This window comes from Loktanella sp. S4079, assembly GCF_000967725.1.
In the GTDB taxonomy this organism is placed as follows: Bacteria; Pseudomonadota; Alphaproteobacteria; order Rhodobacterales; family Rhodobacteraceae; genus Yoonia.
In genome coordinates, this window is the sequence record NZ_JXYE01000004.1 from 118487 (window position 1) to 144124 (window position 25638).

Consider the following 25638-nt stretch of genomic DNA (forward strand, 5'->3'; position numbering starts at 1 on the left):
CGCAATAGCGCCACACGGCATCACGCCACCATCGCCTCGGCCTTTTCCAGGTCCACAGAAACAAGCTGTGACACACCTTGTTCGCCCATCGTCACACCAAACAGACGGTCCATCCTGCTCATTGTGACGGCATGGTGCGTGATAATCAGGAACCGCGTGTCAGTGCGACGGCACATTTCATCAAGCAGGTCACAAAAACGCGTCACATTGGCATCATCCAACGGCGCGTCCACCTCATCCAACACACAAATCGGCGCCGGATTGGCAAGGAACACCGCAAAGATCAATGCCAATGCGGTCAGGGTTTGCTCCCCGCCTGACAACAGCGACAATGTGCTCAGCTTTTTGCCCGGCGGTTGGCACATGATTTCTAGACCCGCGTCCAATGGATCATCTGACTCAACCAGAACCAACTTTGCCTCACCACCGCCAAACAAATGGGTAAACAATAGGCCAAAGTTCTCATTCACCTGTTCAAACGCTGTCAGCAGCCGCTCGCGACCCTCTTTGTTGAGGCTGGCAATGCCCGACCGCAGCGCTGAAATCGCGGCCTCTAGATCCGCTTTTTCGGACACCAACGCATCATGTTCTTCCTGAACTTCTTTGGCGTCTTCTTCTGCACGTAAATTGACCGCACCGAGGCTGTCTCGCTGCCGCTTTAATGTGTTGACCTGCACCTCCACTTCGTCAGAGGCAGGCATTTCGTCTACAGACACATCAAGCGTTTCAAGCAACTGTTGGGGCGTGACCTCTTGCGCTTCTTGGATACGCTCAGCGGCATAGGCTACGGTTTCACGCGCAGCGTCTGCACGGGCCTCAGACCTCGCTCGCGCTTCACGCGCCTCAGAGGCAAGCCTTTCTGCGTCACGTTCTTGATGTCCTGCTTCACGCAGCGCCGCATCCGCATCGGCCAGTTTATCAGCGGCCGCTTTGCGTCGGTCTTCGGCCTCGTCAATCGCATCCGCTAGCTCTGCGCGTTTGACGGCAATTTCTTGCGGGGCGGCGTTTGCATCAACCAATTCCGCCTCGGATTGCGCTTTACGCTCGGCCAATTCCGCCGAACGTTTGCTCGCGGTTTCAAGCCGGTGTTTCCAGCCACTGACCTCTTTTGTGATCTGTTGCGAGCGTTTCAAACGTGCCTCGCCCTCGCGGCGCACTTCGTCATGAGATGAACGATGTGACATCATCGTGATCCGCGCAGCTTCGACCGACATTTTCACGTCTTCGACAGCCGCACGCGCATCATCCAAATCACCCAAAGCTGCCGCTGCGGCCTCTGCCTCGTTGAGCGCTTTGCGCGCGCTCATCGCTTCTTCTTCGTGACGCTTAAGGGCTAGCCCAAGGCTTTCTTGTTTGCCTTGCGTCAGGTTGCGATCCGCCTCTGCGCGGCTCGCAGCGCGGTTGGCTTCTGCGACCTGACGATCTGCTTCGCGTCGTGCTGCACGGGCCACATGATCTGCTTCGGTCTGCTGCTTGAGCAACATCGTCAGCGCATCATGCGCATCGGCAGCACCCGCTGCCGTCGCCGAAGCCTCTTCAAGGTCGCGCTTGAGTTCAGTCAACCGGTTCAACTGTTGCAACCGCAATGCTGCCGCAGATGGCGCGTCTTCGGCAGCTGCCCGGAAACCATCCCAGCGCCACAGATCCCCTTCAGCAGAGACAAGCCGCTGCCCCGGCTTCAGGTCGGCCTGTAGGCGCGGACCATCCGCTGCGTCCACAAATCCAACTTGGCTCATGCGACGCGCTAGCACCTCTGGCACTGTGACAAAATTGGTCAACGCCTTCACGCCGTCGGGCAATATTTGTGGCGTATTGTACCCAGGTAGCAACGCCCAGCCGGATTTGCCCGTCGCATCAATCTCGGGCGCGCGCAGATCATCGGCCAAAGCCGCACCGAGCGCCTTTTCGTATCCGCCCTGCACCCGCAAGAGATCAAGCACCTGACCACCATCTGCGGTGTCACGTTCAACCAGCTTTGCAAGCGCCGCGACCTCTGCGCGCAGCGCATTTGCTTCGCCCTCAGCTTCGGAACGCAATGCACGCGCATCGCTTTCGCGGGTCTGTGTTTCGGCACGCGCCTCTTCGGCCTCTGACAATGCGGCATCCGCAGCTTCGGCAGCAGCGACAGCGGCCTCTTCGGCGGCACCGGCAGCAGCAAACTCTTCTTCTGCTTTGGCAAGCGCAATTGCTGCATCCTGCATTGCAGATTTTGCTCTTACCGCCTCTGCCTCGTTCTTTTCCATCGTGGTGCGGTTATCGGCGACCAAGCGTTGTGCAGACTGATGTCGTGCCGCCAAACGCGCCACATCTTCGGTCAATTGCGCCAGATCGGATTCGCGTTCTTCAAGAACGCTCGCCGCCTCGCGCGCAGCATCTTGCGCCTCTTCGAGCCGGTCGGCATGCCCCTCTCCGGCTTTGGCAATTTCGCGCGCTTCCCATTCCAGACGCTCAATGGTTTCCCCAGCATCTTTGTTCAGCCCGCCCTCACGTTCGATATCGCGGCCTAGCTGGTCGATCCGTGACTGTAAGGTTTCGATCATTTCGACTGCACGGTCTTCTTGATCTTTCAGCGTGTCACGCTGAACTTGCAATCGCTGCAACACCGCGGCAGCAATGGCTTCTTCTTCACGCAGCGGAGGTAAGGCGTCTTCGAACGCGGTTCTTGTCTCTGCGGCTTCGCGTGCGGTGCGTTCTGCCTGCGCCGCTGCGGTCGTGCGTTCACGCAACTGTTCAGCGGCGGCCAACATTGCCTCGTCGGCTTCTTTCCAGCGACGGAACAACAGCATGCCTTCCGCGCGACGCAACTTCTCTCCGATTTCGCGATACCGCGCCGCTTGACGCGCCTGCCGCGCAAGCTGCCCCAATTGTGAGGCCAACTGCTCGATCACATCGTCCACGCGCGTCAGGTTTGTTTCAGCACCTTTTAGCTTCAGTTCGGCCTCGTGACGACGCTGATACAAGCCCGAGATCCCGGCAGCCTCTTCCAAAATACGGCGACGCGCCTTTGGTTTGGCATTGATCAACTCTGAAATCATCCCTTGCCGCACCAACGCAGGCGAATGCGCTCCAGTCGAGGCATCCGCGAACAGCATCTGCACATCGCGTGCGCGCACATCTTTGGCACCGACCTTATAGGCCGACCCCGCGTCGCGCGTGATCCGCCTGATGACCTCAAGCTGGTCACTGTCGTTAAACGACGCCGGCGCCAGCCGATCCCCGTTATCGATGACCAGCGATACTTCGGCAAAGTTGCGCGCGGGGCGGGTTGAAGCCCCGGCAAAGATGACGTCCTCCATACCGCTACCGCGCATGGATTTAGCCCGCGTTTCACCCATCACCCAGCGCAAAGCCTCGAGCAAATTGGATTTACCACAGCCATTCGGGCCAACAACGCCCGTCAAACCGTCTGCAATGATCAGATCGGTGGGGTCGACAAAGCTTTTAAAGCCATTCAAACGCAATTTGCTAAAACGCAATGGAACGAACCTCGTGATTCCTTTGGTTCAAAAGCATGTCCCCCCACACCGCAAGCTGTCAACGACGCAGACGCTGCATGTGCCACCTTCCGCCCAGTTATCCACAAGATATTGCGAAAACGCGCAGAGGCCAACGCATTCACGTCGCGCAAATCGTGCACAAAGTCGCATTCTTTCTTGACGTCGGCCTATCCGACAGCGCACAACAACCGCGCATGGTTCCCCGCTGATGCCAAGCATCTGGGGATGAAATGGGAATGTGGAAGGGCCGATCCGCGCCGGAGGTCCAATGCCACAGCCGCCCCCGCGACTGTATGCGGAGAGTGCGTGTTCACATAGCCACTGGGCCTGCCCCGGGAAGGCGAACACCGCACCTTGACCCGCAAGCCAGGAGACCAGCCTTGCAAAATTGTGTCACAACCGTCGGGGATGACGGGAAACAAAGGAAACGAAGATGCACATCGAACCCGGAATCGTCACTGGCGCCAAAATTGCGCTTTCTTATGTCACCGCCGCTGGCGCAACCGCCTATTCCGCGAAACTAATCTGGGAAAGCCTGCGGGATCGCGGTGCCGTCTCATTGATCGCACGTGCCACGATGGCGACACTTGCCGTGTTGGTATTCTTTGAACTTCTGCCGCACATGTCTGTCGGCGTATCCGAAGTCCACCTGATCATGGGTTCAACCCTGCTATTAATGTTGGGCACCGCGCCTGCTGCTATCGGCCTTGCCGCTGGCCTGCTGATCCAAGGTACATTGCTTTCACCTTTCGACCTGCCACAATACGGCATGAACCTGACAACACTGCTGGTTCCACTGTTCGGCCTACACGCGCTGACCAAAAACGTCATCGCCAAGGGCACAGCTTACGTTGACCTTAGCTACAAACAAGCACTGGCAATGTCTGCGACTTACCAAGGCGGTATCGTTGCTTGGGTCGCATTCTGGGCATTCTACGGCCAAGGTTTCGGCGCAGAAAACCTCGCTTCTGTAGGCACATTCGGTGCGGCTTACATGACAGTTCTACTGCTAGAGCCGCTTGTTGATCTTGCGGTTCTTGCTGGCGCCAAGGCAATGCGCGGCCTCGAAAACAGCGGTCTGGTCACACCACGCCTCTACGCCGCTTAAGCGCACCAAACAAAACATGTTGTATGACGGTCCCTTGGGGCCGTCATTCCGTTTGGAAACATCTGTAGCAGGAACATACCCATGCCCGCAAAAATCCCCGCGACCGTTGTCACCGGCTTTCTTGGTGCCGGGAAAACCACCCTCATCCGCCACATGCTCCAAAACGCCCAAGGCAAGCGCATCGCGCTGATCATCAACGAATTTGGTGACCTCGGCGTAGACGGCGACATCCTCAAGGGGTGCGGCGAAGAGACCTGCACAGAAGACGATATCGTGGAGCTGTCAAACGGCTGCATTTGCTGCACCGTCGCAGATGATTTCATACCCACGATGGAGGCCCTTCTGGCCCGCGAAGACAAGCCCGATCACATCGTGATCGAAACGTCTGGCCTTGCGCTGCCGCAGCCTCTTATCCGCGCGTTCAACTGGCCGGGCATTTCAACCAAAGTGACAGTCGACGGCGTTGTGACCGTGGTTGATGGCCGTGCTGTCCACGACGGCCAGTTCGCCCATAACGTCGCCGCAGTCGATGCGCTGCGCGCCCAAGATGAAAACCTCGATCACGAAACGCCACTGTCTGAATTGTTCGAAGACCAAGTCGCCTGCGCCGATATGATCGTTGTGAACAAGGCGGACCTATTGTCGGCCGAAGAAGCCGACACACTCACAGCAACGCTAAAATCCGAAAGCCGCGACGGTGTTCAGGTCATCAAAGCATCCATGGGTGCCCTACCCGTCGATGTTCTGCTTGGCCAAGGTGTCGGCGCTGAATCTGATCTGTCTGCGCGTCACGAAATCCACCATCACCATCATCACCATGATGACGACGACGATCACCACCACGATCATGAACACGAACATGGCCATGATGAATTCGAATCCTTCACCGTCACCCGTGGTGAAATCGAGGACCCAACCGCGTTCGCAGCCCAAGTCGCCGATGTCATCCGCGCCAACAACATTCTGCGCCTGAAAGGGTTTGTTGCGGTAACAGGTAAGCCTATGCGCCAGACTCTACAGGCCGTCGGCCCTCGCGTTGATACCTACTTTGACCAACCCTTTGGCGACGCACCACGCGAAACGCGACTTGTCGTCATCGGCGAAGCGGGTCTTGATCAGGCAGCCATCACAGCCGCCCTGCAAGCATGATTATCGTCGAGCGGACAGATCCACACCATCCTCAGGCAACGGCTTTGCTCAGACAAAGCCACGCCTTGATGGCGTCACTCTTTCCGCCCGAAGACAATTATTACCTTGAAATCGACGAACTGGTTTCGCCGCGTATCCATTTCTTTACCGCCCGCATCGGCACCCAAATCTTGGGCACTGGCGCGCTGGCTGTCAAAGACGGCTACGGCGAAATCAAATCCATGTTTGTCGATCCTGATGCACGAGGCAAAGGCATCGCAGATGCGCTTATGCGTCAACTCGAAGACCAAGCACGCGAAGTCAAGCTGCCGATAATAAAGCTTGAAACAGGTAATCTGCTGCACGCCGCGCACAAGCTATATGCGCGACATGGGTTCACCCCATGCGGTCCTTTCGGCGATTACGCCGAAGCGAACAGTTCAATCTTTATGGAAAAGGCGCTTTGAAGCTACTTCTTCTCAGCTGCCTTCTTCATCCGGGCCAACAAGGCGGCCTTATCTTCGCGCGCGCCAAATGGCTTTTTCTTCGACCCATGCGCGTTATGTTCGGCATGTTTCGGGGCATTCTTACCCAATTTGGGTGCACCTGCTGCTTTGTAATCCATCGTTTTGACCTCATGTTTGGGCGTCCACTATCACGGGGAACTTTCTAATGCACCTGCTTGCTGCGACACCCGGCGCAATCTCTGACGGATCAGAGCCAGTCGATCTTGGCCAAACACCCGCCGACGTGGTGATTATTTCTGCCGCTGATACTGAACTGGCCGCATTGTCGGATGCGCGGTCGCAGATGGATAATCCGCCCGGATTGCGCCTTGCCAATATGATGCATCTGCAACACCCGATGTCGGTCGATCTACACCTTGACGATTGCGCCACGAAATCACGGCTGGTGATTGCGCGCATCTTGGGCGGTGCCGGATATTGGAAATACGGGCTGACGCAATATGCAGCGCGCCTGCACGAGGCAGGCATCCCCTTTGTCGCCCTGCCCGGTGACGATAAGCCGGACCAAGAACTGCGTGAACTATCTACCGTTTCAGGCGAAGATTACGACGCGCTGTGGTCCTATTTCGTCGAAGGCGGCCCCCAAAACAGCACCAATCTGTTAGGTTACGCACGCGCCATGCTGGACGGCAGCGACAAACCAGCCGCAGCCAGCCCCCTGCTCCGCGCAGGTGTATACTGGCCCGGTTCAGGCATCGCCGACCTCGACGCGGCCCGGGCAGCGTGGACGGACGACGCGCCAATCGTCCCGATCATATTCTACCGCGCGCTTGTCCAAGGTGGCGGGTTAAACCCGATCAACCGTCTGGTGCGCAGCCTATCACGCGCAGGCCTAAACCCCCTGCCCGTGTTTGTCGCGTCACTCAAAGACCCGGTCAGCCGCGCAACACTCGACACTTTGTTCACTGCAGCCCCACCCGAAGTAATCCTAAACTGCACCGCCTTCGCGGTCGGCAGCCCGCACGACGGCGACGACAGCCCGACCAATCCACTCCTCGCCAACAACGCGCCAATCTTTCAGGTCATCCTATCCGGCGCGTCAGAGGCAACATGGCGCGAAGGCCTTCACGGTTTAACCGCCCGCGACATCGCGATGAACGTGGCCCTGCCAGAGGTGGACGGGCGCATCCTCTCCCGCGCCGTCAGCTTTAAAGGCGAAGCATTCTTTGACGAGGCAACCGAATGCCCCATCGCAACCTATCAGGCGTTAGGCGACCGGATCGACTTTACCAGCCAACTCGCCCGCAACTGGGCACACCTACGGCGGACACAAGCCAGCGACAAGAAGGTCGCGCTGATCCTTGCTAACTACCCAAACAAAGACGGGCGGCTCGCAAACGGGGTCGGGCTGGATACACCCGCCGCGACAGTACATGTGCTCAACCTGCTAAAATCGACCGGCCACACAGTTACACCGCCCACGGATAGCGCCGAACTCATACAAAGCATCATGGATGGGCCAACCAATTGGCTGACAGACCGCGCAGAGAAAAATGGCGGCGAGTTTCTCCCTCTGAGCACCTACAAACAGTATTTCGATACGCTCCCATGGGAAATCAAAGAACAGATCACCTCACGCTGGGGCCAACCCGAAGACGACCCTTTCCTCGCTTTGTCCGAAATACTCCCGCCGGAGGCGGCCAAGGGCTTCGCCCTTTCAATCCATAGCTACGCAAACGCTGTCGTGGGCGTCCAACCTGCACGCGGCTATAACATCGACCCAACCGATACTTATCACTCGCCTGACCTTGTTCCGCCGCACAATTATTTGGCCTTCTATTTCTGGCTACGTCACCACTGGGGCGCTGATGCAATCGTCCATATGGGCAAACACGGGAACCTTGAATGGCTCCCCGGCAAAGCTGTCGCCCTATCAGAAACCTGCTGGCCAGAGGCTGTCTTTGGGCCAACCCCACACGTTTACCCGTTCATCGTCAACGATCCGGGTGAAGGTACCCAAGCAAAACGACGCACATCTGCGGTCATCATTGATCACCTGACGCCACCACTAACCCGCGCAGAAAGCTACGGGACGATGCGCGACCTTGAAGCGCTCGTCGACGAATACTACGAAGCCGCCGGCGTTGACCCTCGCCGGATCGATCATCTGCGCAACGAAATCTTGTCACTCTCCGAGGTCACCGGGCTCTCCAATGACGCAGGCTTCACAGGCGACCACGAGAGCGACCTTGGTAAACTCGACGCCTATCTGTGCGAACTCAAAGAAGCGCAAATTCGAGATGGGCTGCATATCTTTGGACAGTCACCAAAAGGACAGCAAGAACGCGACCTCGCAATCGCACTCGCCCGTGTGCCGCGTGGCGACGGCACTGGCAGGAACGCGTCGCTTCTACGTGCCCTCGCAGATGATCTGAACCTAAAGATTGACCCGCTCGATTGCGATATGACCGCAGCACCGCCCGAAAAGCCTGCGGCTCTCGACGACGGAACAACATGGCGGACAAACGGTGATACCATCGAACGACTAGAAGAGCTCTGCCAAAGTGGCCTTCGGGACGGCGGGTGGGGCGATGCGGGGTTTACCCCGCGAGCGTCACAGGCCGTACTCGATGAAATCCTTGAGACAATTTTGCCCACGATCCAGGCCTGCGGACCTGACGAAGGGGCGGGTCTCCTCACCGCCCTATCAGGGCACTTCGTCGACCCGGGCCCGTCTGGCGCGCCAACCCGTGGGCGTTTGGACGTTCTGCCCACTGGGCGCAATTTCTACAGCGTCGATAGCCGGGCCGTGCCCACACCAACGGCTTGGGCGCTTGGTTGGAAATCCGCAGATTTGCTGATCGAAAAACACCTGCAAGACCACGGTGACTGGCCCCGCAGCATGTTGATCACAGCATGGGGTACAGCAAATATGCGCACAGGCGGCGATGATATCGCACAGGCGCTCGCTCTAATGGGTGTTAAGCCCAAGTGGGACAGCGCCAACCGCCGCGTTACCGGCTTTGAAATCCTCCCACAATCCATCCTTGGGCGTCCACGCGTCGACGTCACATTGCGTATCTCAGGGTTTTTCCGCGACGCATTCCCACAGCTCATTGCACTGGTCGATAGCGCCGCACGCGCGGTGCAAGAGCTTGACGAAGCCGCTGATGTGAATCCCGCTGCGGCGCGGGCCAAAGCAGGCGAGGACAAAACCCGTGTCTTTGGTTCGAAACCGGGCGCCTATGGCGCAGGTCTTCAGGCGCTGATTGACGAAAGGATATGGGCTGACAAATCCGACTTTGCTGACGCCTATCTTGAATGGGGCAGCTACGCCTACGGTTCTGGCGCAGAGGGTCGCAAAGATCGCAAAGCATTTGAAACGCGCCTCTCGCAAACAGACGCTATTGTTCAAAACCAAGACAACCGCGAACATGATCTGCTGGACAGCGACGACTACTATCAATTCGAAGGTGGCGCCGCAGCGGCGGTCAGCACCCTTCAAGGTCAAGATCGGCCAATCTATCACAACGATCATTCGCGTCCCGAACGTCCAGTCATCCGCACGTTGGATGACGAAATTGGGCGCGTCGTCAGATCCCGAGTAGTCAATCCCAAATGGATCGAAGGGGTGAAACGTCACGGCTACAAAGGGGCATTCGAGATTGCGGCGACCGTCGACTATCTGTTCGCCTTTGCGGCAACCACAGGCATGGTACGCAACCACCATTTCGACCTCGTTGAAGATGCCTTTATCAATGACGACGAAACGCGCGACTTTATCGCCAACGCCAACGCCCCCGCGCTTCGCGAAATCGCAGAACGTCTTCAAGAGGCGATAGATCGAAACTTGTGGCGCCCCAAGTCGAACTCCGCCCGTGCACGGCTTCAAGAGATCATTTCTGAAATGACGCAAACGTAAAGATACAACCCTAGAGCCACCACCCGCACGCGATAGATTAATTTCCGAGACAAATTTGGCACGGTTTGGCAAAACAACGCCGAGTGACGCGAAACGCCAAACTTTCCCATTACTGCCCTCGCTGGCCCACGTATATACGCCCCACAGGCAGCTTAGGGGTGATTATGATGAAAATTCTGGCACAAACAGCAGCGGTCTTGGCACTGCTTTCCGCCTGCGCCCAAGCCCCGGTTAACCAAGGGCCAATTGAAGTCATCCCAACAAACCCAGGCACTGCAAGCGGCGTTGATGTCTATGCGCGCGCACGCGCTCAGGGTGCGGACGCGCCACGTTTTCGCGGAACAGGTTTTTTGACAGTTCGCACGACGAACGGTGGGGTTGCTTCGAACGAAATCGTTGGCGCACGGTGTACCCTTGATGCTGGCCTTTACGCAGCCGTTTTCGAAACACCTGCGAACATTATCGTACCGGATTATGGCCCGGATTCACCGGCGATCAATCTGCGCTGCGTAGACACCGACGGCCAAAGCGGAACTGCCACTTCTGAAGTCGAGAACTTGACAATGCAGCGTCGTGGTCCTTCGGTTCTTACTAACGGGCTCATTGATCTTTCTGGGGACAACCGCAACCTCACGAAAGACGACTTTGGCTATAAGCCCATCACCGTCGTTCTAAACTAACGCATCAGCAGCCTGAAAACGCAGAACGCCCATTGCATGATTGCAGTGGGCCAGTCATTTTGGTGGCAAATAGGAAGCGACCGATATGACAGCACCAACAGATGATACCGACCGCCACGCCCTAAAGATGGCCAAGAAAAAGGCTGCGCGTGATAAAATCATGGCCACCAAGACCGACAAAAAAGGACTGGTGATCGTCAATACCGGCAAGGGTAAAGGAAAATCCTCGGCCGCATTTGGCATGATCTTTCGCTGCATCGCGCATGACATGAAATGCGCGGTCGTGCAGTTTATCAAAGGTGGCATGTCCACTGGTGAACGCGACCTGATCCTATCAAAGTTTCAGGATACATGTGCATTCCACACAATGGGCGAAGGATTTACCTGGGAAACCCAAGATAAATCGCGCGACACAGAGATGGCCCAAGCCGCATGGGCAAAAGCCAAAGAGCTGATCCTCGATGAAACCAACCACATGGTTTTACTGGATGAAATCAACATCGCGATCCGCTATGGCTATGTTGACATCGCCGAAGTCGTCGCATTCTTGCGCGATCACAAGCCAGAGATGACCCATGTCGTGCTGACAGGGCGCAACGCACATGAGGATCTGATTGAGATTGCAGATCTTGTTACTGAGATGGAACTGGTCAAGCATCCCTTCCGGTCTGGGATCAAGGCGCAGATCGGCGTCGAATACTAACCCAACGTTTCAGACCCACGCATAGCCCAAAGACCCATTGAAAGGTGCTCGAACATATATATGTAACGTTATTATGACGCGCGCCTTTCTGAACCTTGATCCAAAAGACATGCTTGCCAGCGGAAAGCAGCGGGCGGTGTATTTGCACCCGTTCGACGACAGCAAACTGGTCAAGGTCTTGCTCACACAAGCTGACACTGAAGGTCGCTCAAAGTTCAGCCTGTTCTTGGAGCGTTGGTTGCCGTCGACCCGTGATCGGCAAATCCGCAAAGAATACCTCGAATACTTGCGGCTGATGCTGTCCAATCAAGGTGCGCAATTTCGGCCACCCATTACCCACATGTTTGGGTTCGTGAGCACGCAACTAGGGTTGGGCTGCCTGACAGAGCGGGTTCAATCCTCAAAGGGCGTCTTGGGCGATACATTGTTTGATTTGATTGAACAGGGCCGCCTTACCCAAGAACATGTTGAGATGCTCAATGACACCGTTGCACGTCTTTATGAACTCAACATTCGCGCCAGCGATCTGACGGCGCGCAATTTTGTGTTTGGGCGCCGACAGACAGCTGACGGACTGGGACCCAAAGAATGCGTCTTGGTCGACGGATTTGGCGATATCCACGCCGTGCCGGTGCGAACCATGGCGAACTGGGCGAACCGCATGGGGCTGGATGACAGTATGAAACGGCTGTGCCGCAACAAACCAATTGCATGGGATCAGACCCAAAGACGCTTCTCGTATATTGGTCGCGATTAGCTTATGTTCTGTTCAATGAAACAGACGACCGAATAAGAAATGCCGATCCATCGCGTACTCACGGAATTTGGCATGGGCACCAGCCTGCGCCGCCAAGACTATACCCAAGCGGCCCGTCGGGCGTTGCAAGATGCGCTCTGGCGCAATTCAATCAACGTGGCAGAGCTTTTTGGTTTCCCAAAGGAAGCCATGCAAATTGATGTTCAAATCGCGGTGCAGCAGCCTGACCAAGTTGACACGAGCGCACTGTGTGATGTGTTCCCTTATGGGACGCCACGGTTCGAAGTTGTACGGGGCGGGCTTGATATTCCGCGACCCGATGGGAACCCGACCGTGATCGCCAATGTCGCGATTAGCGTCAGCTTTGACATGGTGCCAGCATGACAGATCAGCGCATCATTATCGAAATGGGGATGGGCAACGATCTGCACGGGATGGACTATCAAAAGGCCGCTGCCCGCGCGATCGAAGACGCAATGCGGCACTCTACCCTGCCCATTTTCCAAAGCATCGACATGCCGCATACAGAAATGCGTGTTCAGGTCACTGTCGGTGCCCAAGCCCCGGACAGCATTGATACGACAGCCCTTGCCGCACAGCTACCGCGCGGGCGTGCCACGGTGACTGCCGTGTTGGGCGGAATGAACGTAGCTAACCCTGAAACAGGTGATACTGCTGTCATTGCCACCGCCGCGATCGAAGCCTTCTTGCCTAGCCAATCTGGCAAATGGAAACTCACCTGATGGAACTTACCCAAAAGCACCGCGATGCGCTGCATGATGTCCTGCGCTGGCGACGCGATGTTCGGCATTTCCTGCCTGATCCAATCCCCGACGAAACATTGCATCGATTACGCGCCGCGATGGACCTTGCCCCGTCGGTGGGGAACGCCCGCCCTTGGCGCGTGCTTCAGGTGCATACCCCCGCACTGCGCCACAAGATCATTGCAAATTTTGAGGCGGCGAATGCCGAAGCGAGCCAAATCTATGACGAAGACACCCGTGCATCTTATGCCCAGCTAAAGCTGGCTGGATTGCGCGAAGCGCCCGTGCATTTGGCGGTATTCACAGATCGTGATCCCGCCGAAGGGCGCGGATTGGGCCGTCAAACCATGCCAGAAATGCTATGCTATTCTAGCGTCACCGCGATCTACACCCTTTGGCTTGCTGCACGTGCTGAAAACCTCGGACTGGGCTGGGTATCGATCCTTGATCCGGATTCTGTTGCACGCACATTAGGCGTACCAGACGATTGGAAGCTCACCGGATATCTATGCCTTGGCAAGGCAGCATTCGACAATGACACGCCATTGCTTCACGAAAAGAAGTGGCAGGAGAACTCTCCCACACGGTGGGAAATCATCTAAATTCCCCAGCCTAGCCAAGCGCTAGGTTGTTTATTACAACCAGTTATAAGATCAAATCAGAGGCAAATCCCCATGGCAACACGTGGCGCAGGCGGAACAGACGGCGGAACTGGCAGCTTTTTGCTGGGCGTCATCATGATGATCGGCGGTGGCTATCTGCTGCTGGACGGAATCGTGATCCGCCCAAATTTTGGATTTGGATCGCGTGTATTTGGGATTGGTGGCATCCCGGTGACATCCGGCATGGTTCTGATCCCATTTATGTTTGGGATCGGTCTGATTTTCTATAACTCCAAGAATTGGATCGGCTGGTTTCTCGCTGGTGGGTCTCTGGTCGCGCTTATTTTTGGCGTGATCGCGAATATGACGTTGCAGCTTGAACGCATGAGCGCCTTTGACCTGATCGTGATCCTTGTGCTGCTGGTTGGGGGGATCGGGCTATTTTTGCGGTCGTTGCGCGCCGGATAGCCCAATCCCAAATCAATCAATACCCAAGCGCGCAGCCATCTTTGCGTGGGTCACTAGCACCTTCCAGAACGCCACTCTCGTGGAGCAAAATAGCCTGTGATCCGCCAATGGCGGTTTCCGGGGTCTGCACGTTGTGCCCCATATCACGCAGCTGCGCTTTAACTTGATCCGAATAGCCATTCTCGACATTCAGCACATCACCGTCAGCAAAACACCGAGGTGCATCCATCGCCTCTTGGGGGGATAGGCCAAAGTCAGTGACATTCGTGACAAAGCGCGCGTGCCCTGTAGATTGATACGCCCCGCCCATAACGCCAAATGGCATGAAAGGCTTGCCGTCTTTCTTCAGCAGACCCGGAATGATCGTATGCATAGGACGTTTGCCACCGCCTGCTTCGTTCGGGTGCCCCTGCTCTAGGGTAAATCCAGCGCCACGGTTTTGGAACAATACGCCGAATTTGTCAGAGGCCAAGCCCGCGCCGAACGAGTGAAAGACCGAATAGATCAAAGACACGCACATGCGATCCTGATCAACCACGGTGATATAGATGGTGTCCTTGTGCACGGCCTCGGTCAGGGGGGCCGCCGCAGGCATCGCCTTTTTCGGGTCAATGAGCGCCGCAAGCTTGGCAGCCGTTTCGGGCTGCATCATGTAGTCTGCTTTGGTCGTGTAATCCGGGTCAGCGATAAATCGGTTGCGCGCGTCATAGGCCAGTTTGGTCGCTTCAGCCTCGATATGGGCGCGCTCGGCACCCCATGGATCCATCCCGGCAATGTCAAAATGCTTGAGCATATTCAGCAATAAGATCGCCGTCGCCCCCTGCCCGTTGGGTGGATGCTCAAAAAGATCGAGCCCGCCATAGCCGCCCACGATCGGATCAGTGTAATCACAACTGGTCTTTGCGAAATCATCAAGCGTATGCGTGCCACCCAATGCCTGTAGGCTGGCGACCATGTCTTCGGCAACTTCACCTTCGTAAAAACCGGCGCGGCCCTCCATCGCGATTTCGCGCAGAACCTTGGCCTGTCCGGGGGCACGAAACATCTGCCCTGCCGTTGGTGCCTTGCCATTCATCAAGAATAGTTCACGCGCACGCCCTGAAAGATTTTGTTCACCCAACGCCCAATCAAACGCAACGCGCGGCGCCACGGGCACGCCCGCCTCTGCATAGTGGATCGCAGGAGCAAGAGCTGCCTTGATACCTAATCTCCCCCAATCTTTGGACAGGCGACAAAACGCATCAACAGCGCCCGGCACCGTGACTGCATCAACGCTATAGGGTGCGATTGTGCCCGACTTTGCCCGCAAAGCATCGGCATCCAATCCTGCCGGGGCGCGGCCCGATCCGTTTAACGCGACAACACGATCTTCGCCGGGCGGCGTCAGCAACACAAAGCAATCGCCGCCGATCCCTGTCATCTGCGGTTCGCAAATTCCCAAAAGCACCGCCCCGGCGATTGCTGCATCGACTGCATTGCCGCCAGATTCCAGCATCTGAACGGCGACTTTAGCAGCCAGCGGGTGCGATGTCGCAGCCATCCCATTGGTCGCATAAACGGCCGAACGGCCAGGTTTGTGAAAATCGCGCATGCGCTGTGTCTCCTCCGTAGTCTGCCGCTACGGTAAGCTTTTGCCGACCAATCGCAACGGGGGTTGTTGGTTTTTCATCAGAGCGATAGACCACCCCGAAACCAAGGCAATGAGATCAATGACCATGCGTGTAAATTACGACACTCTGCGCGATACGATCGCATCCCTGACGCAGGGCGAAACTGACGTTATCGCGCTGATGGCGACCGTCACCTGCGAAGTCCACAATAGCGATGACCGCTTTGACTGGACCGGGTTCTACCGGGTCACAGAGCCTGAAATGCTCAAAATCGGCCCCTATCAGGGTGGGCACGGCTGCTTGACCATTCCATTTTCACGCGGCGTATGCGGTGCGGCGGCACGCACAAAACAAACGCAACTTGTGCCCGACGTTGACGCCTTTGAAGGGCATATCGCCTGTGCGAGCAGCACAAAATCTGAACTGGTTTTACCCGTGTTCGATCAGAGCGGCACAGTCATCGCGGTCTTTGATATCGACAGCAATTTGCCCGATGCCTTTGACGAAACCGATGCGGTGGCCCTGTCACAGATATTGGCAAATGTTTTTGCTGGTTAATACCTACAGTTGATTCAAGGTAAATTTTGTCCAATATAGCACTACGCTTATCAACTTAAGCGATAGCATTACTGCATTTTCTATTTCACTCTAGGACGCTATGTCACAATTTGAAAAATCAGCGCAGACGTTGGGCGCAGACATTCGTGCTCTGCGCAAGGCGCGGGGAATGACACTTGTTGAACTGGCCGAGAGCCTGAACCGATCAGTCGGCTGGCTCAGCCAAGTCGAACGTGACATCTCTGTTCCTGCGATTTCGGATCTGGGCGAACTGGCATCCGTTCTAGATGTTGCCGTTTCAAGCCTGCTGCAAACCGGTGTCAGCCCAAGCGACGAAGGGATTGTTGTCAGGTCCAATGCACGCCGTCCCATCGGCAGCCGCACCCCCGGACTGACCGAAGGGTTACTTTCCCCTGACCTCACCGATGACTTTGAAGTCATTCATTCGAAATTTGATCCCGGATCAGAGCTAATCACACCACTTGTCCGCAAGACCCAAGAAATCGGTTATGTGATTACCGGTATCTTTGAAATTTGGGTCGACGGGAAACACTTCAAACTCAACACCGGCGATAGCTTTCGCCTGCGCGGCGAAACCTTTCGTTGGTGCAACCCCGGCACGAAGCCCTGCGAAATTATCTGGATCATCTCACCTCCAATTTACTGAGTAATTTCATAATGGTAGATATCACGTTACTTGATGGCGGCATGGGCCAGGAGTTGATACGCCGATCCGGCGACACGCCAACGCCCCTGTGGGCAACGCAAGTGATGGTAGACCACCCGTGTTTGGTGTCCTCGATCCATCGGGATTATCGCAACGCTGGCGCGACCGTCGCGATGACAAATACATATGCACTGCATCGCGACCGATTGGTTGGCACAGCGCTGGCTGATCGCTTTGCCGCGCTCTACAACACGGCCCTAACCGAGGCAGAGGCCGCTTGCGCAGGGCACGGTCGTATTGCCGGGGCGATTGGCCCGCTCGTGGCGTCATATCGGCCGGATATTCACCCACCCGCAGCCGAGGCGATACCGCTTTATACAGAGGTCGCCAAACTTCTTGCGCCGCGCGTTGATCTGATCATTTGCGAAACAGTGGCCTCAGTCGATCACGCCCGTTCCGTTTTGGCTGCAGCCTTGCCTACCGGCAAACCCGTTTGGCTCGCGCTTACGGTCAAAGATCGGGACGGGACCCGCCTACGCTCTGGCGAGAAACTGACCGAGGTTTTGCCCCACATCAAAGGTGCATCCGCCCTTTTGGTCAACTGTACCTCACCAGAATCAGTGACGACCGCGATGGAAATTCTTCCGCAAGGCGGCCTGCCTTTTGGGGGCTATGCAAACGGGTTCGTCGAAATCAGCAGCGATTTTTTAGGCGAAAACCCTACCGTCGATAGCCTTTCGGCACGTAGCGATCTGTCCCCCGAGGGTTACGCCCAACTCGCGATGGAATGGATCGCAATGGGCGCCACCATCGTCGGCGGCTGTTGCGAGGTTCGCCCGCAGCATATCGCAACACTTGCCCATGAAATCCGCAAAGCTGGGCACACAATCGTCTAAACATGCGCGAGCTTTCGCCTTAGACGTGTAGATAAACCGTGACCCAGACGGCATTCCGTGAAATTATAATCCTGCATTTCACGGAACGGGATTCGAAACGCATGGCCGAGCTTCCAAAGCATGCAAGAGTTGTCATCATTGGCGGTGGCGTGATCGGCTGTTCTGTTGCCTATCACCTGTGCATGCTCGGTTGGAATGACGTGGTTCTGTTAGAACGCAAGCAACTGACCTCGGGGACGACGTGGCATGCAGCCGGATTGATTGCCCAACTGCGCGCAACCGCCAACATGACCAAGCTCGCCCGCTATTCCCAAGAACTCTATGGCAATCTCGAAGCAGAGACAGGGATCGCAACAGGATTTCGACGCAATGGTTCCATTACCGTCGCCCTCACAGACGAGCGCAAAGAAGAAATCTTTCGACAGGCGGCAATGGCCCGCGCGTTTGGGGTAAGTGTCGAAGAAATCTCGCCCCAAGAGGTTAAGGAACGCTATGCGCATCTGAATATCAACGATGTCAAAGCAGGCGTTTACCTGCCGCGTGATGGCCAAGGTGACCCTGCGAATATCGCGCTTGCCCTCGCCAAAGGCGCCAAGATGAAAGGCGCCATCGTCGCGGAACACACCAAAGTCACACAAGTTCGCCGCGAGGGTCGTCGGATCAGCGCGGTTGACTGGCAGACCGAAGATGAGTCTGGGTCGATCACCTGCGATATGGTCGTCAATTGCGCCGGGATGTGGGCACGTGATGTTGGCAAAATGCTTGGGGTGAATGTGCCCCTGCATGCCTGCGAGCATTTCTACATCGTCACAGAAAACATCCCAAATCTAGGCCAATTACCGGTGCTGCGCGTGCCAGACGAATGCGCCTATTACAAAGAAGACGCTGGTAAGATGTTGCTCGGTGCCTTTGAACCAAATGCAAAACCGTGGGCGATGGATGGTATCCCCGAAGATTTCGAATTTGACCAGCTACCCGATGATTTCGACCACTTTGAACCCATTCTCGAGGCCGCAGTAAACCGTGTCCCAATGCTGGGTACGGCAGGTATCCATACGTTCTTTAACGGTCCAGAGAGCTTTACGCCCGATGACGCCTACCATTTAGGACGAGCCCCCGAGATGGATAACGTCTGGGTGGCTGCGGGTTTTAATTCTGTGGGAATTCAGTCTGCGGGTGGCGCGGGAATGGCGCTCGCGCAGTGGATGGAAACGGGCGAGAAACCGTTTGATCTAGGCGACGTCGATATTTCACGTATGCAGCCCTTTCAGGGCAATAGGACCTACTTGTTTGAACGCTCCAAAGAAACGCTTGGGCTGTTGTACGCGGATCATTTTCCCTTTCGCCAAAAGGCAACAGCGCGCGGTATCCGACGCAGCCCATTCCACCAACAATTGCTCGATCGCGGGGCTGTCATGGGCGAACTCGCCGGGTGGGAGCGCGCCAATTGGTTTGCAACGGGCGATCAAGCACCCGCTTATACATATTCGTGGAAACGCCAGATTTTTTTCGACAACGTCGCCCAAGAGCTAAACGCCATCCGCACCAACGTTGGTATGTACGATATGTCCTCGTTCGGCAAAATCCGGGTTGAGGGACGCGATGCGATGCCGTTCCTTAACCATATCTGCGGCGGTCAAATGGACGTACCCATCGGGAAAATCGTCTACACCCAGTTCTTGAACCGTCACGGCGGGATCGAGGCAGATGTGACCGTCACACGGCTGTCGGAAACCGCGTATCTTATCGTCACACCGGCGGCCACACGGTTAGCCGATCAAACGTGGATGCAGCGGCACATCGGTGATTTCAATGTGGTTATCACAGATACCACCGCGGCCGAGGCCGTGCTGGCGGTCATGGGGCCAAATAGCCGGAAACTGCTAGAGGCTGTGTCACCAAATGATTTCAGCAACGCGACCAATCCTTTTGGCACGGCGCAAGAGATTGAAATTGGTATGGCAATCGCCCGCGCCCATCGCCTCACCTATGTTGGGGAACTTGGCTGGGAAATCTATGTCTCGACCGATATGGCCGCCCATGTGTTCGAGGTACTGCATGAGGCAGGTCAGGCATTCGGTCTCAAGCTTTGCGGATTGCACATGATGGACGCAGCCCGCATGGAAAAAGGGTTCCGACATTTTGGCCACGACATCACCTGCGAGGATCATGTGCTAGAGGCTGGGCTGGGCTTTGCCGTCAAGACGGACAAGCCCGATTTCATCGGCCGCGATGCCGTTTTGCGCAAACGCGATGCTGGGCTGGCGACCCGTTTGGTGCAGTTCAAGCTCAATGATCCTGCACCGCTTCTCTATCACCACGAGCCGATTATCAGGGATGGCTCCTTTGTCGGCTATCTATCGTCGGGCGCATATGGGCATCATCTGGGCGCAGCGATTGGCATGGGTTATGTGCCCTGCACAGGCGAAACCGTCGACCAACTTTTGGCCAGTACATTCGAGATCGACATTATGGGCAGCCGCGTCAGCGCCATTGCACAGCTTGGCCCGTTTTATGATCCCAAAGGCACACGAACCAAGGTCTAACCTCGCAACAATTGCCCCAACCGTCGGATACCTTCATCGATGGTGCCTTCGGTTTGTTGTGAAAAATTTAGCCTGATTGTATTGCCGCATGATCCATCTGCATGGAACGCCCGCCCCGGCACAAAGGCAACCCGCTGTGAACGCAAGGATTCCGCCAAGAGTTCGGCCCCATCAAGATGTTCGGGCAGCGTGAGCCAAACGAACATCCCGCCCTCTGGGTTCGTCCATGTAACTCCTTCGGGCATGTGCTGCGAAAGCGCGTTAAGCATATGATCAAGCCGCGTTTTATAAGACTTTCGCAATTTTTCCACATGTTCGCCAAAGCAGGCCTGCGCGACCTTATGGATGGCGATCTGGTTGATCGAAGGCGAATGAAGATCCGATGCCTGCTTCATCAGGACCAGCCGGGAAATGACAGGCTTGGCCGCGCAAACCCAACCAACACGCAATCCGGGTGACAGCGTTTTGGAAAAGCTTCCACAATAGATCGTGCGGCAAGCGTCAATATGCCCTTTGCGCGCGATTTCTAGCGCCAGCATCGGGGGAATTGCTTCTCCGGTGTAGCGCAGCGACTGATAGGCAGCATCTTCGATCACTGCAATGTTCAGCTCATCAGCCATATCCAAGATGGATTCTCGCCCCGCCCGGTCAATCGTTTCTCCTGTCGGGTTGGCAAAATCGACCGAGGCATAGGCAAATTTCACCTGACCGCCCTTGCCGGATGCGACTTCAGCGTAATCTGCGGCGGCGCGATTAGAATGCGGCTGTAGCCGGTCATAGTGTGGTTCATAGGCGTTGAACGCACCAAGCGCGCCCAAATATGTCGGCCACGATACCAAAGCTGTATCGTTCGGCGACAGCATCAATTTACCCAAATAATCCAGCGCTTGCTGAGAACCGGACGTAATCAGAATGTTATCTCGGTCGCAGGCAACGCCCAGCTTTGCCATCTCACCAGCGATCCAATCACGCAACGGCGGATAGCCCTCGCTTGCGGAATATTGCAGCGCCTCATCTTGGGTGTCGGGGCCAAGCGTTTCTGCAAAAGCATCTTGAAAGGTCTTGACGGGAAACAGCTTGGGGTCAGGAATACCGCCGGCAAATGAAATAATGTCAGGCTGATCAAGCAGCTTGAGCAACTCTCTGATTTCAGAGGCCGTCATCCGCGACATTCGCGACGAAAATATCTGATCCCACATTTGCCGATTCTCCACGAGGCTAGAGCAGCATCATGGCAGAACCGGCATTTAAGTCAATAATTCTGACCTATATAAGGTGGCACAATCTGCGCCACCTTAAGTGATATGCTTTGAGCCCTAGTTACTACCGTTCGCAACAGGCCCGAGTGCGTTCAAACCTTTCAGGATATCAATAGCATAGGCCAGTTGATAATCGTCTTCACGCAACTCTGCTGCGGCAAGCGCACGGGCGCGATCTTCTTCGATTTGGCGAATTTCGTCTTCGGTCAAACTATCGTTGTCGAGAGCACCACGCAGTGACGCCTCGCTTCTGGTGTTGTTTGCACCTTCTTCTTCATCCTCATCCACGGGCTGCGGGCGCGGCTGTTCAACGATAATATCTGGTGAAATACCCAGCGCCTGAATCGAACGGCCCGATGGGGTATAGTAACGTGCCGTGGTCAGGCGCATCGCCCCATCGCTGCTCAGCGGAACAACGGTCTGGACGGACCCTTTCCCAAAGGAATTCGTGCCAACGATGATTGCGCGGCGATGGTCTTGCAGAGCACCAGCAACAATCTCGGATGCAGAAGCAGACCCGCCGTTAATCAGAACAACGATTGGCTTGCCTTGCGCTAAATCGCCCGTCGTCGCGTTGAAACGGTCGCCATCGCTGGCGTCACGTCCACGGGTCGAAACAATTTCGCCAGCGTCAAGAAACGCATCCGATACAAAAACCGCCTGATTTAACAGCCCGCCCGGGTTGTTGCGCAAATCCAGAATAAAGCCGTCGACATTGTCGATACCGCCAGCGGCTTCGACCTGTTCTTCGATCCCTTCGCTGAGGTTCGGAAAGGTCTGTTCGTTGAACGTCGTCACACGCAAGACAACTGCGTTGCCCTCGGTACGGCTGCGGACAGCGGTCAATTTGATGGTGTCACGAATGATCGAGACATCAAAAGGCTCTACTTCGCCTTCACGGACAACGGTAATGACGATTTCCGCACCAACGGGCCCGCGCATCAGCGTCACAGCCTCGTCCAAGGTCAGGCCCATGACAGATTCACCATCGACCGCAGTGATGTAATCACCCGCCAAAATGCCTGCAGCCTCTGCCGGTGTGCCGTCCATGGGCGATACGACTTTGACCCAGCCTTCTTCTTGGGTGACTTCGATCCCGAGACCGCCAAATTCGCCGCGGGTGCTGACCCGCATTTTAGCTGCGTCTTCGGCGGACATGTAGCTGGAGTGGGGGTCGAGCGACGTCAGCATTCCGTTGATCGCAGCTTCAATCAGCTCTTTGTCGTCGACCTCTTGGACATAGTCAGAACGAATGCGTTCAAAAATATCGCCGAACAGATCAAGCTGCTCATATACGCTTGTGCTTTCTTGCACGTCCTGAGCAACAAGAGGCCCCGCAACCTGAATTGTTGTTACCAAACCCAAAGCGGCACCGCCTGCAGCGGCCAATATCAACTTTTTCATCCTACGTCCTATGTCTATTCCAGCGCAAACCATGCATCCGGATATACCGGACTTTGCCCTTCCCTGACCTCAAGATAAAGAGGCTGCGCCTCTGCTTCTGTGCTATCAGGCTCGTTTTCAGTCAAAATACCGTTAACTTTTGTAGCGTCGCCACCCATTAACCCCAAAGGAGCACCCTTTGGGACAACCTGCCCAACTTCGCCATAAAGCGTATCAAGACCCGCAAACACAAATAATACATCCGCTGTGGGTTCCAAAATCACCACATTCAAATCATCCAATAGCGGACCACGATATAGCAATGTGCCAGAAACGGGCGCGGTAACTAAGGCCTGCGGCGCCGCTGCAATATAGACGCCTTCGCGATCACGCCCTGCAGATTGCACAATACCGGGCACAGGCAGCGGAAGGTTTCCCATAGGGGCCAGCGTCTCGCTCGGATCGGGGAGTGCGACGGACAACGCATCAGCAAAATCGCCAAGGCTTTCTGCGCTCGCCAAGAGCAGAGCAACTTGAATGGGGTTCTCTTCAAAACGGCTAGGTAGGTCAGTGCGTTCAGAAACCGCCTGCCCCAATGCAGCCCGCGCCGATTGCGCCCCGCTCAGGCCTTCAGCCAAATTGGCCTCGGTCTCCGCACGCAAAGCAGAGAGATCAGATAGCTCTGCGATTTGCACCTTCAAAGAATCAAGCCTCACCTGAATACCAGCGGCAACATCGCTGACCAACATCCCGGCTCGCACAGCGTCAAGCGGCGGTTGCTGGTTATGAAATGTCACGGGCTTGGGCGTATTCGAAATCACAGACAAGGCACCCAATAGCTGCCCCATCTCGTTTCGCTGCGCTACTAGCTCTGCGGATAATTCCGCCTCGCGCTCGGTTACTTGACGCAACCCCGAACGCACTGCAGCTAGCCCCACTTCATAAGCCTGTACTGTTTCGGTAAGCGCACTGATCTGTTCTCTGGCTCCGCCAGCCGCTTGCAATCGGCCTTGGGCGTCCTGCAATTGGATAATCGCATCACGCGCAACTGCATCCGCTGTCTGCCCCACGGCTGGAAAAGCCAGCCAAATCAATGCCGCTGCGAGCCTCATTTTTCGATCAAACTGCGCCCGGTCATTTCAGGTGGCAAATCAAGGCCCATTAGATCCAGCACTGTCGGCGCAAGGTCGGCCAAACGCCCATCACGCAAGACCGCACCGTCAGGCCCACCAACCAGTGCAACCGGAACCGGGTTGATCGTATGCGCAGTGTGTGGCCCACCCGTTTCGGGATCAATCATTGTCTCGCAGTTGCCGTGGTCTGCGGTCACGATCATTGCGCCACCTGCCGCCTTCAGCGCAGCCAGCGCGGCGCCCAAGCCCTGATCGACAGCTTCGCAAGCCGCAATCGCCGCATTCAGATCCCCTGTATGCCCGACCATGTCAGGGTTGGCATAGTTGGTGACAATCAGATCGTATCCATCTTCAATGGCTTGAACAAAGGCTGTTGTTACCTCTGCCGACGACATTTCAGGCTGCAAATCATACGTCGCCACCTTTGGTGATTTCGGCATATAGCGATCTTCGCCTGGGGCGGGCGCTTCGACGCCTCCGTTCAAGAAAAACGTTACATGTGGGTACTTTTCAGTTTCTGCGAGCCGGAACTGACGCAAACCATGTTTCGCGACCCAAGCGCCCAAAGTGTTTTGGATATCGCGCTTTGGGAAGACCGTTTCAAACCAATCATCGTGGCGGTCCGAATAGCTCACCATACCCAGCAACCCGGCGAATTCCGGCTGCACACGCTCAAACCCGTCGAATGCGGGATCAGCAATAGCGGCCAGAATTTCGCGCGCACGATCCGAGCGGAAGTTCAAACAAAAATACCCATCGCCTTTAGCAAAGCCAGCGTAATCGCCGATCACGGTGGCCGGGATAAACTCATCCGTTTTGCCATCCGCATAGGCTGCTTCGATCACAGCAATTGGATTTTCGGCGTTGGCCGCATTCCCTGAAGCCATGGCATCATAGGCCGTTTGAACGCGCTCCCAACGGTTGTCACGATCCATTGCAAAATAACGGCCAATCACGGTTACGATCTTGGCAGATGGAGGCAATCCAGTTTGTAGTTCTTGCATAAACGGGATCGCCGATTTGGGGGCGACATCGCGCCCGTCAGTAATCGCATGCACGACAACAGGAACACCAGCCGCATCCAAAGCCTGCGCCGCCGCAACGATATGCGCAATGTGACCATGCACACCACCGTCAGAGACAACGCCCATCAAATGCGCGCGGCCACCGCTTTTCTGCATCTTCGCGATAAACGCTTGCAACGCCTCGGCCCGCTCAAATGTGCCTTCTTCGATCGCCAGTTCAATCTGACCAAGGTCCATCGCCACCACGCGGCCTGCACCAATATTCGTATGCCCTACTTCAGAGTTACCCATTTGCCCACTGGGCAATCCGGCATCACGGCCATGGGTCAACAGCTTGGCATGTGGCCCCTGCATGACAGCGTCAAAGTTCGGAGTGTTCGCCAATTTAGGCGCATTACCGGTTGCGTCTTCACGCAGCCCCCAACCATCAAGAATACACAAGACTACAGGTTTAGGTGCCGACAT

Annotated in this window: 22 protein-coding genes and 1 riboswitch; of the genes, 15 read left to right on the forward strand and 7 right to left on the reverse strand. The window is 56.0% G+C overall.

All coding sequences use genetic code 11. The features are described from left to right. Window positions 1–20 precede the first annotated feature (20 nt). Entirely contained in the window at window positions 21–3476 is a 3456-nt protein-coding gene (gene smc, locus TW80_RS12585) for a chromosome segregation protein SMC (RefSeq protein WP_045997787.1), read from the reverse strand. A gap of 199 nt (window positions 3477–3675) precedes the next feature. Continuing rightward, window positions 3676–3894, forward strand: a riboswitch (cobalamin riboswitch). 36 nt (window positions 3895–3930) lie between these two features. Between smc and TW80_RS12590 the strand changes: the two genes are divergently transcribed. From TW80_RS12590 to TW80_RS12600, 3 genes are all read left to right on the forward strand, one after another. Next, entirely contained in the window at window positions 3931–4605 is a 675-nt protein-coding gene (locus tag TW80_RS12590) for an energy-coupling factor ABC transporter permease (protein ID WP_045997788.1), read from the forward strand. A gap of 81 nt (window positions 4606–4686) precedes the next feature. Next, window positions 4687–5754, forward strand: coding sequence for a cobalamin biosynthesis protein CobW (gene cobW / locus TW80_RS12595; protein ID WP_045997789.1), 1068 nt, complete (start codon window positions 4687–4689; stop codon window positions 5752–5754). Then, window positions 5751–6200 carry a GNAT family N-acetyltransferase gene (locus TW80_RS12600; protein WP_045997790.1) on the forward strand — a complete coding sequence of 150 codons (450 nt, stop codon included), beginning with the start codon at window positions 5751–5753 and terminating at the stop codon, window positions 6198–6200. Before cobW ends, TW80_RS12600 begins: the two co-directional genes overlap by 4 nt. 2 nt (window positions 6201–6202) lie before the next feature. Here TW80_RS12600 and TW80_RS18305 read toward each other — a convergent pair whose 3' ends face one another. Then, window positions 6203–6358 carry a hypothetical protein gene (locus TW80_RS18305; protein WP_045997791.1) on the reverse strand — a complete coding sequence of 52 codons (156 nt, stop codon included), beginning with the start codon at window positions 6356–6358 and terminating at the stop codon, window positions 6203–6205. Between the two features lie 47 nt (window positions 6359–6405). Here TW80_RS18305 and cobN point away from each other — a divergent pair, with 47 nt between their 5' ends. The 8 genes from cobN (at window position 6406) to TW80_RS12645 (ending at window position 14096) form a co-directional block, all read left to right on the forward strand. Beyond that, entirely contained in the window at window positions 6406–10122 is a 3717-nt protein-coding gene (cobN, locus tag TW80_RS12610; protein ID WP_045997792.1) for a cobaltochelatase subunit CobN, read from the forward strand. Between the two features lie 164 nt (window positions 10123–10286). Then, the gene (locus TW80_RS12615; protein ID WP_045997793.1) at window positions 10287–10802 is read left to right on the forward strand and encodes a hypothetical protein; all 516 of its coding nucleotides are present in this window, start codon (window positions 10287–10289) and stop codon (window positions 10800–10802) included. Between the two features lie 85 nt (window positions 10803–10887). Beyond that, on the forward strand, window positions 10888–11505 hold the full coding sequence (gene cobO, locus TW80_RS12620) for a cob(I)yrinic acid a,c-diamide adenosyltransferase (protein WP_045997794.1): 618 nt from the start codon (window positions 10888–10890) through the stop codon (window positions 11503–11505). A 73-nt stretch (window positions 11506–11578) separates the two neighbouring features. After that, window positions 11579–12262 (forward strand): YrbL family protein, encoded by a 684-nt coding sequence (locus tag TW80_RS12625; protein ID WP_045997795.1) that lies wholly within the window; start codon window positions 11579–11581, stop codon window positions 12260–12262. A gap of 39 nt (window positions 12263–12301) precedes the next feature. Beyond that, complete coding sequence (locus TW80_RS12630) at window positions 12302–12646, forward strand: Lin0512 family protein (protein WP_045997796.1); 345 nt, start codon at window positions 12302–12304, stop codon at window positions 12644–12646. After that, window positions 12643–13005 carry a Lin0512 family protein gene (locus TW80_RS12635; protein ID WP_045997797.1) on the forward strand — a complete coding sequence of 121 codons (363 nt, stop codon included), beginning with the start codon at window positions 12643–12645 and terminating at the stop codon, window positions 13003–13005. Before TW80_RS12630 ends, TW80_RS12635 begins: the two co-directional genes overlap by 4 nt. Continuing rightward, a complete protein-coding gene (gene bluB, locus TW80_RS12640) occupies window positions 13005–13628 on the forward strand; it encodes a 5,6-dimethylbenzimidazole synthase (protein ID WP_045997798.1) in 624 nt (207 codons plus the stop codon). The genes TW80_RS12635 and bluB overlap by 1 nt, the downstream gene beginning before the upstream one ends. A 72-nt stretch (window positions 13629–13700) precedes the next feature. Then, a complete protein-coding gene (locus TW80_RS12645) occupies window positions 13701–14096 on the forward strand; it encodes a hypothetical protein (RefSeq protein WP_045997799.1) in 396 nt (131 codons plus the stop codon). Window positions 14097–14112: 16 nt separating this feature from the next. Here the strand turns inward: TW80_RS12645 and TW80_RS12650 are convergent, their stop codons facing one another. Beyond that, window positions 14113–15687 carry a gamma-glutamyltransferase family protein gene (locus TW80_RS12650; protein ID WP_045997800.1) on the reverse strand — a complete coding sequence of 525 codons (1575 nt, stop codon included), beginning with the start codon at window positions 15685–15687 and terminating at the stop codon, window positions 14113–14115. Window positions 15688–15811: 124 nt separating this feature from the next. Between TW80_RS12650 and TW80_RS12655 the strand changes: the two genes are divergently transcribed. From TW80_RS12655 to TW80_RS12670, 4 genes are all read left to right on the forward strand, one after another. Next, window positions 15812–16264: a GAF domain-containing protein gene (locus TW80_RS12655; protein ID WP_045997878.1), complete on the forward strand. Its 453-nt coding sequence runs from the start codon at window positions 15812–15814 to the stop codon at window positions 16262–16264. A gap of 100 nt (window positions 16265–16364) precedes the next feature. Beyond that, the gene (locus TW80_RS12660; protein ID WP_045997801.1) at window positions 16365–16931 is read left to right on the forward strand and encodes a helix-turn-helix domain-containing protein; all 567 of its coding nucleotides are present in this window, start codon (window positions 16365–16367) and stop codon (window positions 16929–16931) included. Window positions 16932–16942: 11 nt separating this feature from the next. After that, complete coding sequence (locus TW80_RS12665; RefSeq protein ID WP_045997802.1) at window positions 16943–17827, forward strand: homocysteine S-methyltransferase family protein; 885 nt, start codon at window positions 16943–16945, stop codon at window positions 17825–17827. A 101-nt stretch (window positions 17828–17928) separates the two neighbouring features. Then, window positions 17929–20373, forward strand: coding sequence for a GcvT family protein (locus tag TW80_RS12670; RefSeq protein ID WP_045997803.1), 2445 nt, complete (start codon window positions 17929–17931; stop codon window positions 20371–20373). On the opposite strand, the gene TW80_RS12675 is transcribed toward TW80_RS12670, so the two are convergent. The 4 genes from TW80_RS12675 to gpmI all read right to left on the reverse strand — a co-directional run bounded on the left by TW80_RS12675 (window position 20370) and on the right by gpmI (window position 25638). Continuing rightward, entirely contained in the window at window positions 20370–21572 is a 1203-nt protein-coding gene (locus TW80_RS12675; RefSeq protein WP_045997804.1) for an aminotransferase-like domain-containing protein, read from the reverse strand. The genes TW80_RS12670 and TW80_RS12675 overlap by 4 nt on opposite strands. 117 nt (window positions 21573–21689) lie before the next feature. Next, a complete protein-coding gene (locus TW80_RS12680) occupies window positions 21690–23036 on the reverse strand; it encodes a S41 family peptidase (protein ID WP_045997805.1) in 1347 nt (448 codons plus the stop codon). Between the two features lie 14 nt (window positions 23037–23050). Continuing rightward, window positions 23051–24127 carry a murein hydrolase activator EnvC family protein gene (locus TW80_RS12685; protein WP_045997806.1) on the reverse strand — a complete coding sequence of 359 codons (1077 nt, stop codon included), beginning with the start codon at window positions 24125–24127 and terminating at the stop codon, window positions 23051–23053. Continuing rightward, entirely contained in the window at window positions 24124–25638 is a 1515-nt protein-coding gene (gene gpmI / locus TW80_RS12690) for a 2,3-bisphosphoglycerate-independent phosphoglycerate mutase (protein ID WP_045997807.1), read from the reverse strand. Before gpmI ends, TW80_RS12685 begins: the two co-directional genes overlap by 4 nt.

Excerpts from the sequence above, each read along its gene's own strand:
- TW80_RS12590 (WP_045997788.1), top strand. The coding sequence starts at position 3,931 with ATGCACATCGAACCCGGAATCGTCACTGGCGCCAAAATTGCGCTTTCT.
- cobW (WP_045997789.1), top strand. The coding sequence starts at position 4,687 with ATGCCCGCAAAAATCCCCGCGACCGTTGTCACCGGCTTTCTTGGTGCC.
- TW80_RS12600 (WP_045997790.1), top strand. The coding sequence starts at position 5,751 with ATGATTATCGTCGAGCGGACAGATCCACACCATCCTCAGGCAACGGCT.
- TW80_RS18305 (WP_045997791.1), bottom strand. The coding sequence starts at position 6,358 with ATGGATTACAAAGCAGCAGGTGCACCCAAATTGGGTAAGAATGCCCCG.
- cobN (WP_045997792.1), top strand. The coding sequence starts at position 6,406 with ATGCACCTGCTTGCTGCGACACCCGGCGCAATCTCTGACGGATCAGAG.
- TW80_RS12615 (WP_045997793.1), top strand. The coding sequence starts at position 10,287 with ATGATGAAAATTCTGGCACAAACAGCAGCGGTCTTGGCACTGCTTTCC.
- cobO (WP_045997794.1), top strand. The coding sequence starts at position 10,888 with ATGACAGCACCAACAGATGATACCGACCGCCACGCCCTAAAGATGGCC.
- TW80_RS12625 (WP_045997795.1), top strand. The coding sequence starts at position 11,579 with ATGACGCGCGCCTTTCTGAACCTTGATCCAAAAGACATGCTTGCCAGC.
- TW80_RS12630 (WP_045997796.1), top strand. The coding sequence starts at position 12,302 with ATGCCGATCCATCGCGTACTCACGGAATTTGGCATGGGCACCAGCCTG.
- TW80_RS12635 (WP_045997797.1), top strand. The coding sequence starts at position 12,643 with ATGACAGATCAGCGCATCATTATCGAAATGGGGATGGGCAACGATCTG.
- bluB (WP_045997798.1), top strand. The coding sequence starts at position 13,005 with ATGGAACTTACCCAAAAGCACCGCGATGCGCTGCATGATGTCCTGCGC.
- TW80_RS12645 (WP_045997799.1), top strand. The coding sequence starts at position 13,701 with ATGGCAACACGTGGCGCAGGCGGAACAGACGGCGGAACTGGCAGCTTT.
- TW80_RS12650 (WP_045997800.1), bottom strand. The coding sequence starts at position 15,687 with ATGCGCGATTTTCACAAACCTGGCCGTTCGGCCGTTTATGCGACCAAT.
- TW80_RS12655 (WP_045997878.1), top strand. The coding sequence starts at position 15,812 with ATGCGTGTAAATTACGACACTCTGCGCGATACGATCGCATCCCTGACG.
- TW80_RS12660 (WP_045997801.1), top strand. The coding sequence starts at position 16,365 with ATGTCACAATTTGAAAAATCAGCGCAGACGTTGGGCGCAGACATTCGT.
- TW80_RS12665 (WP_045997802.1), top strand. The coding sequence starts at position 16,943 with ATGGTAGATATCACGTTACTTGATGGCGGCATGGGCCAGGAGTTGATA.
- TW80_RS12670 (WP_045997803.1), top strand. The coding sequence starts at position 17,929 with ATGGCCGAGCTTCCAAAGCATGCAAGAGTTGTCATCATTGGCGGTGGC.
- TW80_RS12675 (WP_045997804.1), bottom strand. The coding sequence starts at position 21,572 with ATGTGGGATCAGATATTTTCGTCGCGAATGTCGCGGATGACGGCCTCT.
- TW80_RS12680 (WP_045997805.1), bottom strand. The coding sequence starts at position 23,036 with ATGAAAAAGTTGATATTGGCCGCTGCAGGCGGTGCCGCTTTGGGTTTG.
- TW80_RS12685 (WP_045997806.1), bottom strand. The coding sequence starts at position 24,127 with ATGAGGCTCGCAGCGGCATTGATTTGGCTGGCTTTTCCAGCCGTGGGG.
- gpmI (WP_045997807.1), bottom strand. The coding sequence starts at position 25,638 with ATGTCGGCACCTAAACCTGTAGTCTTGTGTATTCTTGATGGTTGGGGG.